Below are 13,542 nucleotides of genomic sequence, written 5' to 3'. Positions count from 1 at the left end.
CCCCCCCCCCCCCGCGCGAGCTGCCGACGAAAGCCGTCGCGGGACCGGACGTGGCAATGGCTGTGTGATCCGGATCACGCCGTAGCCGCGCTCCGGGGCGCTACACCTGTTCGGGAGATAGGCGGAAACCTTCACCGTCTCACCGACAGGAGACCGACATGACCCGACCGATCACCGGTATCCGCGACCTGACGACCGACGAGATCGATCTCGTCAGCGGCGGACTAACCTGGGACTATGAAATCCGCTCGCCCGACGGAGGCGTCCTGGATGTCGGCGTGAAACTCGACAAGACCACCGGCCGGGAAGTTCCCTACGCGATCTGGACCCGCACGCGGTAATTTTCATCCGTATTCCGGCAAAATACGAAATGTTTCATCGGTTCTTGGTCGGAAACCAACTTGAACCTTTCGTGCGATGGAACGACTCACAATGGGCTGGGGGATTGCACTGCCCAGTCTAGGCACAACGTCACCGGGCGATCATATTCCGCTCAGGTGGCGTTGTTGTTTGGGGGGCAGGTTCGAAAGCGGCAGATCAGGCACTGAAGCCTCATTCAACCGCGTTGCGCAGACCCTCATCTATCTTTCTGAAAGAGCAACCGGTTTCCGCTTCGCGCTCGCACGGCGCTTCCGGTCGGAATCGTACCGTCTCGCTTGACGCGAACCGATTGCCGCTTCGCTCGAAAATGCCATAGGCGGGCGAACGGCAACGCTGTTTTTCGATCGGACACAGGCCGAGCGAGAGCGAAGCCGTTCTTCATCGGCTGCCGCGCATGACGCTGGAGCACGGATTAATTCGCCGTGCCGCCCGCGGCCCCAAGCCTTGGCTTGGCCTTGCTTTTTGCGCTGGTCTTGGGCGGATTATCGCTGCGCACGCCGCCCCAGGGATCGTTGGATGCCGCGGCATCGGGAATCGTCCGCAGCGTGTCCTTATAGGCTTTTTCGACCGCCCGCTGTTTCTCGATCTCTTCCTGCGTCTTGCCGGGCCCGTCGGTGAGCAGATTGATATGCGGCGACTGGGCAAAGGCCGGCCCCGACAATAGTGCCGCCATCAGCATGGATGCGCGCAGAACTCTCATCGAAACTCCTCCCCTGCCGGTGCCCGCCGACCGATCGCTACTTCGGTTTCTTTTCGGCGGATGGAACGCCGAGACTCCCCCAGGGATCAAATTTCTCCTTGGAATCGGGAATCGTCTTGAGCGCCTCGTTGTAAGCCCTCTCGTCCACCTTCGGTTTCTTGGCCGGCGGTTTCTGATCGCCGCCATCACCGCGGCGATGGTGACCGCCACCCATCTGGGCGTTGGCCGATGTCACCGGCGCGGCCATCGTTATCGCAACACCGACCGTGAACGCAAATGCAGCGAGTTTCATTGGCCCTTCCTCTGCGAGAGCGGTACGCCAGGCCGGTTGCAACATTAAGGCAACCGCGGCTCGCAACCCCTTGAACAAACCAAAAATATTCGCGTCGCCGTTTTGACGGGCGCGGGCAGCAGCGCTCCGCGTCGTTCGGATCGTGAAGTGGAATGCCAAGGGCCCGCGCTCAAGCTCGTCCGGCCCGCGCTCATCATCGGTCCCGGCTATGGTAAACACCCGGCAAATGCCAATGCGTATATTACGCGTCGGCGCCAATATTATCTTCGAATGTTTCCCATAGCCTCCGGCGAAAGCAAGGGAACGGCGCTGCCGCGCGTGACCTCGCCATCCGTCGTGCATGGGAATTTGGGGACATGGCCGAAATCGTCAATTGGGCTCCGGTGCGCCGCTCGTCGACGCAAGGATTCGCGGTGCGCGTACCCCGGACCACATCACGCTGTGACGCCGCAGCGCTCGCATCGATCGACGTCGACCCATGGCGAGACCTTGCCGACCGCGCGGTCGAGCCGAACGCCTACAATCTCGCCGACTGGGAATTGCCGCTCGATGCGACGGCGCGCGACCGCACCAATGCGTCCGCATTGACAGCGTGCACCGACGTGCCATCCGCCAAATCCGGTGCTGGCACTCTCATCGGCCTGATTCCGGTCGTCTCCGCCTGGAGAGCCTATCGGATTCCGCTTCCCGTTCTGGTGAGCGCCGATCCCTATGGAACGCTGAGCACTCCGCTGCTCGATCGTGACGTTGCAAATGAAGCCGCGGCCATGCTGCTGCGCAAGGCCCGCGCCCTCGGGCGGCACGCGTTGATCCTGCGCAACGTCGCGCTCGACGGCGCCGCCATGAAAGCGCTCACCGCGGCGCTGGAACTCGACGGCCTCAGGCCGCACATACTGCAGACACACGTGCGAGCCTGTCTCGACGCGACGCAAGACGCAGACGACCTGCTGCGCGACGCGCTCGGCGTCAAGAAGCTGAAAGAGCTGCGCCGGCAGCGTAACCGCCTTGCGGAGCAAGGTGAGGTGTCGTTCCAGGTCGCGCGCAGCCCCGACGATGTCGTGCCGGCGCTCGAAACGTTCCTTGAACTGGAAGCCAGCGGCTGGAAGGGGAAACGGGGGACAGCTTTGCTCCAGCACGACGGCGACGCGGCCTTCATCCGCCGCGCAAGCCCGGCGCTGGCCGAGCGCGGCCAGTGTGAAATCGTGACCCTTCGCGCGGGCACGACGCCGGTGGCCGCAGCCATCGTGTTGCGACATCAGGATCGCGCATTCTATTTCAAGCTGGGCGTCGACGAAAAATTCGCGAAGTTTTCACCTGGCGTACAGTTGACGCTCGATCTCACGCGGCACCTCTGCGCCGATCCGGCGATCACGCTGGCGGATTCCACGGCGCATCCGGGTCATCCGATGATCGACCCGATCTGGCGCGGCCGCCTCGCGATCGGGGACGTGCTGCTCCCGCTGCGCCGCCGCAGCTACGTCGTTCCGCTCGCGAAGGCGGCGATCGCGCTGCGCGGACAGATGCGCTCGTCCGCACGCCGCGCCCTTCATATCATCCGCAAGCGTCAGGACAGAAACACATGAGCGTCTCCGAACCGGCGCCGGTCATCGCCGCGGCCGACGATGCGCTGCGGCGCGACTTCCCGCTCAAGCCGTTTGCGATCCGGCACGCGCTTGCGGAGCATCCGTTGCTGACGCTGCCGCGGATCGCGCAACTAGCCGCCGAACTGCCGCGCGACCTGATCGAGTACAATTCCGGCAAGGTGGCGATCAGCCAGGACCCCGATGCGATTCCCACGATCGACCTCGATCCGATCGAGGTGGTGAAACGGATCGAGACCGCCGGCGCCTGGATGGTGTTGAAGCGCGTGGAGAACTCGCCGGAGTATCGCCGCCTGATCGAGGACGCGCTGCTTTCGGTCGCACGCGCCCGCGGCTTCGACAGCCTGCGCGACGCCGGATTCGAGCAGATCGAGGGCTTTTTGTTTGTCTCATCGCCGAATTCGACCACGCCATTCCATCTCGACAGCGAAGACAATTTTTTCGTCCAGATCCATGGCGAAAAGTTCTTTACGATCTACGACAACAGCGACCGCAGCCTCGTTTCCGAATCCGAGATCGAGCGTTCGATGACGAAGCACCGCAACCTGAAATTCGACGCGAGCTTCGCGCCGCGCGGCATCGAATTCCACATGTTCGGCGGCGACGGCTGCTTCGTGCCTTACCAGTGGCCGCATTGGGTGCGCACCGCCGGGTCGCATTCGATCTCGATGGCCATCACCTGGAAGACGCGCGAAGTGCGCCGTCTCAACGACTTGCATTTTTTCAATTCGATGCTGCGCGGTCTCGGCTGGCCCCAGAAGTCTCCGGGCATGCAACCCGCGTTCGATGCGGCCAAGCTGGCGTTCTATCGCGCTGGCACGGCGGCGGTCAGGCCGTTGCGCGGCTCGATGACGATGCGGCGAATCCTGCGCCGCATCGCGCTCGGCAAGCAGGCGAACTACTACCTGAAAGACGCCTAGTCATTCGGCCTCCGGGGGCAACCACGCTCAGCGCCGCTCCAGCGCGACGCGGCACGCCGTGAGCCGAGCCCGAGATGGTTGCTTGGATCGTCAAGCCCGGCTTTGCCGGTCATCCACGTCTCGAAACACGAATGTATCAAAAACGTGGATGGGCGGAACGGAGCCCGGCCATGACATGTTATGCTGAATGCCTCACGTCAACTATCCTGCTTGAGAAGAGAGGCTTGAGCGCTGGGCGATCATATCGCTCCGAAAACAGGCTGGCGCAGGTGCAGGACGGCTGCCGCTATGGCAAAAAGCCATCCGGGCAGACCTTCCCTGCCCACTGTCATCGTCACGTCGAAACGTGATATGGGTCGTCTCCGTCGAACCGCACGAGGCCGCCGATTGTCGGGCATTTCACTCTACACGCTGTCGGTCTGGGTGCTGCCGCTCATCATCGCGATCACCTTTCACGAAGCCGCGCACGGATTTGTCGCGCACCGGCTGGGTGACAACACCGCCTGGCAGCTCGGCCGCGTCAGCTTCAATCCGCTGAAACATATCGATCCCTTCGGCACCGTGATCCTGCCGGGGATTCTGCTGGTGTCGCACGCGCCGTTCCTGTTCGGCTACGCAAAGCCGGTACCGGTGAATTTCCGCAACCTAAGCCATCCCCGCACCGACATGGTCTGGGTGGCGCTCGCCGGCCCCGCCACCAACATCCTGCTGGCGCTGGCCGCGGCATTGGCATTTCACGGGCTCGGGCTGGTCCCGGCCAACGGCGCGCAGTGGGTCGCCGACAACCTGCAGAACGCGCTGATCATCAACGTCATTCTCGCGGTGTTCAACATGCTGCCGATCCCGCCGCTGGACGGCGGACGGGTCGCGGTCGGCCTGTTGCCGAACTTTCTGGCAGTCCCGCTCTCCCGCCTGGAACCTTACGGGCTGCTGATCCTCATCGGGGTCCTCCTGCTGCTCCCGATACTCGGCAGCCAGCTCGGACTCAATCTTGACGTGATCTCCACCATCGTGAGAACAGTCACCGGATATGTGATACAGTTTCTTTTGGTGGTCACGGGCAATTTATAAAAGCCGATGCGAGGGGCGTAGTCAGTTGATCAAAGCACAGGACAAAATGATTGCGAGGCGCGCCGACACTAAGGCTCGCGCCGACTTCGCCACCTGGAAAATGATGACGAAACTGAACGGCACGTCATCGCTGCCCGCCGAGGCCCTGGCATTCCTTTCGAATTACAGGGGTTTTCTCGAAACGATGCCGGAGACGGAAGCGGGCGAGGCCACCATCGGCCTGATCTACAAAGCCTACTACGCGGAGATGGGCGGCACCGGCACGCCGCCGGACATCAAGTCGGTGCCGAAAGACCCGATCGTGGAACTCGATAACGTCACCGCCTTCAAGCGTCCCGCACCGCAACAGCCGCAGGGCAAAAATTCCGGAACGACCACACGCCCGCGCCTGCCGGCCGCGCTGATTTTCGTCCTGCTCGCCGCAATCTACGTCGGCATCCGGTACTATTTTTTCCGATAGCGCGCGCAGCCCCCGCAGCCGGGACGTCAGCGACAACAACGACGTCAGCCCCTGCCCTTCACCCGGAAGACCACCGGCAGGGTGAAGCTCAATCCCTCGTCCGCTATCAGCGGCGGCGGCGGCGGCACCGGATCGGACCGGTGCAGCATGGCCAGCGCGGCCTGGTCGAAGACCGCATCGCCCGATCCCTTCACGATCGACGCCGAAACGATATGGCCGAGACGATCGAGCACGAAGTTGACGAGAATTTCCGCGCTCTTCTGTGAGCGCTCGGACGGATAGCGCTTGTGCTTGTCGAGGTGCGCGACCAGTTCCTTCTGCCATGTCGCGCGGATACGGCGGGCGCTCGCGCCGGTGCCCTGCTGCGGCGCGACCGAACGCTCCGATTCCGGCGCATGTTCGACGCTCGGCATCGCGGTCGCCTCTGCAGCCACCGATTCCTGCGAGGCGGACGTCTGCACCGCCGCCTTCTCGGGATCGTCCACCGGCTTCTTCGATTCGTTTTCGGTGACGATCCGGTCCGGGTCCTCGGTCTCGGTCGGCGTGTCCTTGGGCAGATCGGTCTCCTTCACGACCGCCTTCTGCTCGGCAAGCGCGGGTGAAGCGATCGACGCGTCGGTGTCTGGTCCGGGCGGAAGGTCGGTCGCCTCGCGATGCGGCGAAGCCAGATCGAGCCCGATCTCGATCGCCGGCGCGCCAAGATCGTCTTCGGCCTCGTCGGACTGCATGTGAGCCATCGCCAGCGCCACGCAACCGATGTGAATCGCGAGCGCAGCGACCGCTGAGATAACCCAAAGACGGCGGGACGGCGGAGGCTCTGCGATGATCTCAGGCATGGTTCAAGGCTTTGCGGTGGCGGTGGCTGGAACAGACTGGGCGTCCGGAACGCCTTCGAGCGCCACCAGCTTGATTTTCGTGAAGCCGCCTGCGCGCAGTATCTCCAGCACGTCCATCAGGTCGCCGTAAGGCACCGCGCGATCCGCCCGCAGGAAGATGAAACTGTCCTTGGTCATGTTCGGGGTGCTGTCGAGCGTCCGGACCAGATCGACCCGCTTGACGAGCGTTTCGCCGATCGCAACCGCAAGATCGGCCTTGATGCTCACATAGGTCGGCTTGTCCGGCTTCTTCTGCGGAGTCGCGCTCGACGTCGGCAGGTTGACCGGAAGATCGACGGTCGACAGCGGCGCGGCCACCATGAAGATGATCAGCAGAACCAGAATCACGTCGATGAACGGCGTGACGTTGATCTCGTGCGCTTCGGCGTAATCCTCGTCGTCGTCAAAGCCGCCTTCTGCGATCGATGCGCCCATCGCCTACTCCGCCGCGCGCGAGTGCGCTCCGCCCACCGAACCGACATGGGTCCTGTCCAGGTCGCGCGACAGCAATCGTCCGGAGGCCCCGGACGCGCGGCTGACCTGTTCGATATAGCCCCGCGTCACGCGCGCGAAGTAATTGTAGATGATGACCGCCGGAATCGCCGCAACGAGGCCGAGCGCGGTCGCAAGCAGCGCCTCGGCGATGCCGGGCGCGACCACGGCGAGGTTGGTGGTCTGCGCCTTGGAAATCCCGATGAAGCTGTTCATGATGCCCCAGACGGTGCCGAACAGGCCGACGAACGGCGATGTCGCGCCGATGGTCGCAAGCAGGCCCATTCCGAGCCGGATCCGACGCGATTCCGCGCGGACGATTTCGGCGAAACTCGACGCCGCCCGTTCCTTGATGCCGGCGTCGCTGGAGATTCCAGCCGATAGCCGCGCCTCGCGCATGGCTGCCGCCAGCAAGGACGCCAGCACGCTGTTTTTGTCGCCGAGCGCCATCTGCGCTTCCGCCAGCGAGCGCGACTCGCTGATTTGTGTCAGAGCCGCACCGAGGTTGCGCCTTGCGAGCGACAGCTCGACCATCTTGGCGATGAAGATCGTCCAGGTCACCAGCGAGGCAAATGCAAGACCGACCATCACCAGTTTGACGATGATGTCCGCCGACAGAAACATCGACCACGGCGACAGCTCGTGAGGGGTCGTGTCCGGCTTCAGCGGATTGATGGCGGTCGCGCTCGAAGCTGGCGCGGACGCGGACGTCGCGCTCGAAGCGGGCGCGGCGTCATCGGCAACCTGGGGCGATGTGCCGGAGGGCGGCGTAGACGTCGTCGCCGGCGACTGGACCTGAGCTTGGGGGGGCACGGCGGTGTTGCTCTGCTGTGCGGCCGCGGGGAACGCCAGCGACGCAAACGTCAACGCAGCCGCCATCGGCAGAACTTTTAGAATCATTCTAAACATTGCGGCTACTCATACCTCCGCCCAGTAGCGGATGAGGTTGTGATAGATGCCTGTCAATTTGACCGTTTCAGGATCATCGCGCCCCAGACGTTCAACAAGATTTTGAATCGCCGTGTCCAGGTCGAAGATCAGGCTGCGCGCGTGGTCATCCCGTACCATGCTCTGGAGCCAGAAAAAAGACGCAACCCGCGCGCCACGGGTGACCGGCGTCACCAGATGCAGGCTGGACGCGGGATAAAGCACAAGATCGCCGGCCGGCAGCTTGATTTCATGCGAACCATAGTTGTCTTCGACCACCAGTTCGCCGCCGTCGTAATCTTCCGGCTCCGATAAAAATAACGTGACTGACAGGTCGGTGCGAATTCGCAAGCCGGTCAAACGGTCGCCGCGCACGGCATTGTCGACGTGAACACCGAAATGATGTCCGTCGGACGCGACGTAACGGTTGAACAGGGGTGGAAAAATCTGCAGCGGGATCGCTGCCGAGATGAACCGCGCATTCGCCGTCAGCGCCGAAATGATCCGGTTGCCGAGCGTCCGCGCCACCTCGCTGTCCGGCGGCAACTGCTCGTTTTTCTTGACCAGCGCCGACTGCGCGCCCGCCGTGGAGCGGCCGTCCTCCCATTCGGCAACGTCCATGACGCGGCGGAAATCCGCCACGTCATCCTTGGTCAATACGCCGGGGACGCAGATCAGCATGTGTCCGCATCCTCAACGCGGGTCGATCAGTAACGGGCCGACAGCGTCAGATAGGCGACCCGGCCCGGCGCAACGAATACGAACGGCGTCGCGCTCTGATACAAGGCGTCGTAGTAAAGCTGATTGGTAATGTTGTTGACGGCGAGCTTCACCTTCCAGTTCGGATTGATCTTCACCTCGGTGAAGGCGTCGAAGCGCCAATAGTCAGGCAGCGACGTCCCCTGGTTGGCCGCGAGCAACGTGCCGCCGTAGATCTTTGAGCGGTATGTGGCCTGCGCGCCGACCTCCCAGATATCCGTCACCTGATACTTGGTGAGGAGGTTGAACGACTGATGCGCGATGTTGGCGAGCGGCAGGCCCACATTGCTCGCGTAAAGCAGAGGCTGCGGCGAGGGGGCGAGCGACTTCGTCACTTCCGACTGCATCAGAACGACCCCGCCGAACACGCTCCATTTGTCGGTGATCTTGCCGGCGGCTTCGATGTCGATGCCGCGAATCCAATAGGCAGCGCCCGCGGTGATGCAGGACACCGTACCGGCGGTTGCGGTATAGGGACAACTCGGTGTTGCCGTCGCCGCGGTGACATTCTGCGACTCACGCGCGTTATCCTTCCAGGTCTGGAACAGCGACGCCTGGACCAGAAGGTGGCGATCGAACAGCTCCCACTTGGTGCCGACTTCGGCGGCGCGGTTTTTCTCGGGCCCGAAGATCTGGTTCGAATTGCCGTTCAGAATGGGGGCAAGGCCGCCATACGTCGCGCTGGTGCCGTCGAACTCGGCGCCGACCGGATTGGCCGAGGTCGCATAGGCGGCATAAAGGCTGACATAGGGGAGCGGCTTCACCACCGCGCCGAGATTGTAATTGGTCAGCCCGGAATCGAGCGACTGAGTGCCGAACACGTTCTGCACATTGTTCACCGTGCCGTAGCCGCTGGTGGCGATGTGATAGTCGTCGTAACGGATGCCGCCGTTGAGGATGATGAAGTCGTTGTAGTTGGCGGTATCGAGAAGGTAGACGCTCTTGGTGTCGATATTGATCCTGGTCGGGTGTCCCGCCAGCGTCGGCTCGGCACCGAACGGCGTACCCGTATATTGCGGGTTGAAGATGTTGACGCCCGATACCGAGCCGGAACCGTTCGCGCCGCCGGGCAGCGCCTCGGAACTCAGGCCGGCATATTTGTCGATGCTGGATCTCTCGGCCGAGATTTCCACGCCGGCGACCGCGGTATGGCGCCACGCGTCGATGCCGAACTTGTAAGCCGCCTCGGTCTGGTTGACGAAGACGTTGGTCGGCTGAAAGCGGCTCTGCGGATTGGCGCTGAGCGTCCAGTTGGCAGGGTTCGCGGCAGTCACCACGGGACGTTCAGGCAACGTGCCGATATAGTCCAGGATCGAGTGCTGCACACGCGTCTTGTTGGTGACCATGAGGTCGGGCGTGATATGCGCCTCCAGGTTCAGCGTGCCGATGTCCTGCCGGTAGGACTGGTAGTCGCGGTTGAGGAAGCCGTACCAGGTGTTGCGGTTGAGGCCGAATTGCGGGAATGGGCCGCCCGCGGTCGAGGTATAGTACGTTCCCGTAAACGCGCTCGCCGGCCGATAATACGGCACGCCGAAATCGGGGAAGCCGTGCAGGTCGGTATGGATGTAGTTGGCCTGCACCTTGATCGCATCGATCGGCTTCCAGGTCACCGCAAGGAAACCGCCGCCGCGGTCGTCGGTGATGTAGTTGCGGCCCGCGATGTCGGCGTCCTGGAACAGGCCGCCGGCGCGAACGGCCAGTGCCGGACTGATAACCTGGTTGACGTCCAGCACCACCCGCTTGGTCTGATCGGTGCCGAACGTCGTGTCCATGTTGTAGAAGTTGCCTTCGGTATTGGCCTGCTTGGTCACGATGTTGATGGCGCCGCCGGTGGTGCCGCGGCCGGCGAACGACGAGCCCGGCCCGCGCAGGATTTCCACCTGCTCGGTGAAGAAGTTCTCGCGAACGCTGACGCCGGGATCGCGGACGCCGTCGATAAACACGTCGTTGCGCGCATCGAAGCCGCGGATGAAGAAGCGATCGCCGAAGGCGTTGCCGCCCTCACCCGTGCCGAGCGTGACGCCCGCGGTGGTGCGCGCTACGTCCCTGAGCAAGGTGGCGCTCTTGTCCGCGAGCACTTCCTTGCTGAGAACCGTGACCGTCTTCGGCGTATTCAGCAGCGGCTCCGGAAACTTGCCGGACGCCTGCAGGTGATCGACCTTGTAGGGCGCGGCAGCGTCCGCGTAGGGGTCGCGGTCCGCCGCCAGGTTGCCGGCGTTGGGAAACGGCACCGGCGGCGCGGCCTGCGCCGGCTGACTTCGCCGCGCGGTATGGCGCAAGGCCGTGCGCGCCCGGACGTGGTCCGCCGTGGGCTTCGGCGCAGCATGATGCGGGCGGGCGACCGGGGCATCGATCGTCACCGGCGGGAGGCTGGGTTGCTGCGCTTCGGCGGGCGAGAAGGAGGCGGCCGCGATGAGTCCTGCAACAGCGGAGACCTTGCCGACGGAGTTGACGTCCAGCGACTTGTCGATCGGGTCAGCGGCTGCGACTGTCCGCAACGACCTCGGCATTCTTGCATTGCTCATAAAGCGATCCCCAACTGGTAGCAGGTCAATGCGCGCTATTGACGCTGCGCTGTTTTACCGCATGAGGAGCACTATCGATCGAAATTTTGAGGGTCAACGCGTTTCGGCGAAACGGCGATGTTTCATTTTTTGAATCTATCTAAATCATAGCGATTCTAAATTACCTGACCCATCCGGCGCAGGAATTTGCACTCAATTTTCTTGACTGCGCTTTATTTGAAACGATTCTAATCGCCGACAATCATCAGCCGGCGCTCGGCGGCTTCATCAGGGACAGCATTTCGTCCACGGTCTTTTGCGCGACGCTGCGTATGCGGTCGGTGTCGTCCGTCCCCGCAATGTTGACCTGCCGCACCACGGCTTTGATCTCGTCGCGGAAATCGGTCAGGAAACGGAGCGGATCCGGAGAGTTGTTGGCCACGCGGGCGATCAAACCCGTAATCATGATCTGGCAGGCCATCATCCGGCCGTTCAGCTCGTCCATCGTCGCCTCCCGCTTATGCTATGCGCGCTTCGGCATCGCCGTATTTGCGATGAAGGTGATATGAAAGAAGCGATCTGCGCTGACAACCCGATCGTCAGGACCGTCGCGCAAGCCATGGCATTTCGGCGGACGGCCGCGCGTGGCCGTTATTTGCCCGCAGCGGCGCCGGGACTTTCAGGACTCTTGTCGTCGGAGACACCTTTGATACGCTGCTTGATGGCCCGGAGGGCTTCGAGACTCGTTTCGATCGTGTCCGCTGGAATTCCCTGCAAGACATCGGCGGCGATGGAGTCGCGCAGGCTGTCCAGATCGTCGACGAGCTGGCGCCCTGCCCCGGTCAGAAACAAACGGTTGGCCCGGCGGTCCCGCGGATCCGGCCGGCGCTCCAGCAGGCCGTGATCGACCAGCCGGTCGAGCAGCCGCACCAGCGAGATCGGCTGCAATTCCAGGACGTCAGCCAGATCGACTTGCGACAGGCCTTCCTTCTGACGGAGCTGGAACAGCACAATCCACTGCGCCCGCGTAGTCCCGCAGCCCTTGGCGCGCAGGTCGATATAGTTGCGCACCAGGCGCGAGCTTTCGATCAATTGCGCGACGAACTGGCGTTTGCGATCGAGAGACATCGGCAGCGGGCTCGCCCTATAGGTTTCCGATTGTTTAGGATTATCAAAGGATGGTGTGTTTACACATTATATGCATGCATCTATCTACGGCTAACCGGACGGTTTTTGAAGTCCGGATTTTTCAGCGCGAGTCCTCATGTCACGGTCGCGAATCCTCGGTTGGACCTCCCTCATCGCGGTGATCGCGCTGGCGGGCGGCTTCGCGCTTTGGCAGCACGGCGCGGGGAAGCATAACGGCGCCGATCACACCGGCGCCGCGCAGGCGCGCGCGATTCCGGTCAAGATCGCAACCGTGCGGAAAGACGATTTCCCGGTCTATCTCACCGGGCTCGGGACCGTTCAGGGTTTCAATACCGTCGTGGTCCGCACCCGCGTTGACGGTCAGATCGACCGGATCGCCTTCAAGGAGGGCCAATTGGTTCAGAAGGGCGACCTGCTCGCCCATATCGATCCGCGGCCATTCCAGGCGGCGCTCGATCAGGCCAAGGCCAAGAAGGCGCAGGATGAAGCCAGTCGCGCCAATGCCAATCTCGACTTGCAGCGCTATACCAAGCTCGGCGAATTTGCGACCCGGCAGCAGACCGACACCCAGCGCTCCACCGTGCAGCAGCTCACCGCACAGATCGCGGCGGACGACGCCGCGATCGCCAACGCGCAAACCCAGCTCGATTACACCGACATCCGCGCGCCGATCGCAGGCGTCACCGGCTTCCGCCAGGTGGATCAGGGCAACATCGTCAACGCCTCGACGCAAACCGGCATCGTCACCATCGCCCAGATCGAGCCGATCGCCGTGATCTTCACCGCTCCGGAAGAGCAGCTCCCGCAGATCCAGGACGCCCTCGCCGCCGGATCGCCGAAGACGATCGCCTACTCCACCGACGGCAAGCGGCTGCTTTCAGAAGGTAAGCTGATGCTGATCAACAATCAGGTCGACACCACCAGCGGAACCATTCGCCTCAAGGCGGTTTTCGAGAACAAGGATCACGTCCTGTGGCCCGGGCAGTCGGTCTCGACACGCCTGCTGGTGTCCACGGTGAAAAACGCCGTCGTGGTTCCCGACGACGCCGTCAAGCACGGAACCGATGGGCTTTATGCTTACGCCGTCAATCAAGACAACAAGGCCGAGTTTCGCAAGATCAAGGTCGGCCAGTCGATCGACGGCGAAACCGTCATCGAGAGCGGCTTGACCCCCGGAGAACGTGTTATAGTTGCTGGACAATATCGGGTTGAGCCGGGATCGGCCGTGACCACGGCAGTCGCGGAGTCCGAGCCTTCCGACGGCAAAGCCCGTTAGCCCGGAAGCTCGCGTCGTGGTTACTGCGGGACATGCGAACTTCGGGATCAGGACGCTGGAATGAACGGCAGCATTTCCGCACCGTTTATCAGATATCCCATCGCAACCTCGTTGCTGATGGCGGGCATTCTGTTT

Annotated in this window: 15 protein-coding genes; 6 read left to right on the top strand and 9 right to left on the bottom strand. The window is 62.7% G+C overall.

Annotated elements, in window-relative coordinates; translation table 11 throughout:
- Positions 1–158: 158 nt before the first annotated feature.
- A complete protein-coding gene (locus BGO16_RS02465; protein ID WP_292617005.1) occupies positions 159–341 on the top strand; it encodes a hypothetical protein in 183 nt (60 codons plus the stop codon).
- Positions 342–793: 452 nt separating this feature from the next.
- On the opposite strand, the gene BGO16_RS02460 is transcribed toward BGO16_RS02465, so the two are convergent.
- Together BGO16_RS02460 and BGO16_RS02455 are read right to left on the bottom strand one after the other, a co-directional pair.
- On the bottom strand, positions 794–1,081 hold the full coding sequence (locus tag BGO16_RS02460) for a hypothetical protein (RefSeq protein ID WP_292617003.1): 288 nt from the start codon (positions 1,079–1,081) through the stop codon (positions 794–796).
- Positions 1,082–1,118: 37 nt separating this feature from the next.
- A complete protein-coding gene (locus BGO16_RS02455; RefSeq protein WP_292617001.1) occupies positions 1,119–1,373 on the bottom strand; it encodes a hypothetical protein in 255 nt (84 codons plus the stop codon).
- A gap of 356 nt (positions 1,374–1,729) precedes the next feature.
- Here BGO16_RS02455 and BGO16_RS02450 point away from each other — a divergent pair, with 356 nt between their 5' ends.
- The 4 genes from BGO16_RS02450 to BGO16_RS02435 all read left to right on the top strand — a co-directional run bounded on the left by BGO16_RS02450 (position 1,730) and on the right by BGO16_RS02435 (position 5,425).
- On the top strand, positions 1,730–2,956 hold the full coding sequence (locus BGO16_RS02450; protein ID WP_292616999.1) for a GNAT family N-acetyltransferase: 1,227 nt from the start codon (positions 1,730–1,732) through the stop codon (positions 2,954–2,956).
- Complete coding sequence (locus BGO16_RS02445) at positions 2,953–3,894, top strand: cupin-like domain-containing protein (RefSeq protein ID WP_292616997.1); 942 nt, start codon at positions 2,953–2,955, stop codon at positions 3,892–3,894. Before BGO16_RS02450 ends, BGO16_RS02445 begins: the two co-directional genes overlap by 4 nt.
- 351 nt (positions 3,895–4,245) lie before the next feature.
- Positions 4,246–4,965, top strand: a complete 720-nt coding sequence (locus tag BGO16_RS02440) for a site-2 protease family protein (RefSeq protein ID WP_292616995.1) — start codon at positions 4,246–4,248, stop codon at positions 4,963–4,965.
- Positions 4,966–4,990: 25 nt separating this feature from the next.
- Positions 4,991–5,425, top strand: coding sequence for a hypothetical protein (locus tag BGO16_RS02435; protein WP_292616993.1), 435 nt, complete (start codon positions 4,991–4,993; stop codon positions 5,423–5,425).
- 44 nt (positions 5,426–5,469) lie between these two features.
- Here BGO16_RS02435 and BGO16_RS02430 read toward each other — a convergent pair whose 3' ends face one another.
- The 7 genes from BGO16_RS02430 to BGO16_RS02400 form a co-directional block, all read right to left on the bottom strand.
- Positions 5,470–6,261, bottom strand: coding sequence for a TonB family protein (locus BGO16_RS02430; protein ID WP_292616991.1), 792 nt, complete (start codon positions 6,259–6,261; stop codon positions 5,470–5,472).
- Between the two features lie 3 nt (positions 6,262–6,264).
- Complete coding sequence (gene exbD / locus BGO16_RS02425) at positions 6,265–6,735, bottom strand: TonB system transport protein ExbD (RefSeq protein ID WP_292616989.1); 471 nt, start codon at positions 6,733–6,735, stop codon at positions 6,265–6,267.
- 3 nt (positions 6,736–6,738) lie between these two features.
- The gene (gene exbB, locus BGO16_RS02420) at positions 6,739–7,701 is read right to left on the bottom strand and encodes a tonB-system energizer ExbB (protein WP_292616987.1); all 963 of its coding nucleotides are present in this window, start codon (positions 7,699–7,701) and stop codon (positions 6,739–6,741) included.
- Positions 7,702–7,710: 9 nt separating this feature from the next.
- Positions 7,711–8,400: a Fe2+-dependent dioxygenase gene (locus BGO16_RS02415; protein WP_292616985.1), complete on the bottom strand. Its 690-nt coding sequence runs from the start codon at positions 8,398–8,400 to the stop codon at positions 7,711–7,713.
- Positions 8,401–8,426: 26 nt separating this feature from the next.
- The gene (locus BGO16_RS02410) at positions 8,427–11,003 is read right to left on the bottom strand and encodes a TonB-dependent receptor (protein ID WP_292616983.1); all 2,577 of its coding nucleotides are present in this window, start codon (positions 11,001–11,003) and stop codon (positions 8,427–8,429) included.
- A gap of 244 nt (positions 11,004–11,247) precedes the next feature.
- A complete protein-coding gene (locus BGO16_RS02405; protein ID WP_292616982.1) occupies positions 11,248–11,487 on the bottom strand; it encodes a hypothetical protein in 240 nt (79 codons plus the stop codon).
- A 146-nt stretch (positions 11,488–11,633) separates the two neighbouring features.
- Positions 11,634–12,110, bottom strand: a complete 477-nt coding sequence (locus BGO16_RS02400) for a MarR family winged helix-turn-helix transcriptional regulator (protein ID WP_292616980.1) — start codon at positions 12,108–12,110, stop codon at positions 11,634–11,636.
- Positions 12,111–12,246: 136 nt separating this feature from the next.
- Here BGO16_RS02400 and BGO16_RS02395 point away from each other — a divergent pair, with 136 nt between their 5' ends.
- Complete coding sequence (locus BGO16_RS02395; RefSeq protein WP_292616979.1) at positions 12,247–13,407, top strand: efflux RND transporter periplasmic adaptor subunit; 1,161 nt, start codon at positions 12,247–12,249, stop codon at positions 13,405–13,407.
- Positions 13,408–13,542: the final 135 nt, after the last annotated feature.

The organism is Nitrobacter sp. 62-23, assembly GCF_001897285.1.
Classification (GTDB): Bacteria; Pseudomonadota; Alphaproteobacteria; order Rhizobiales; family Xanthobacteraceae; genus Nitrobacter.
This window is presented reverse-complemented; position numbering and strand designations above follow the sequence as displayed.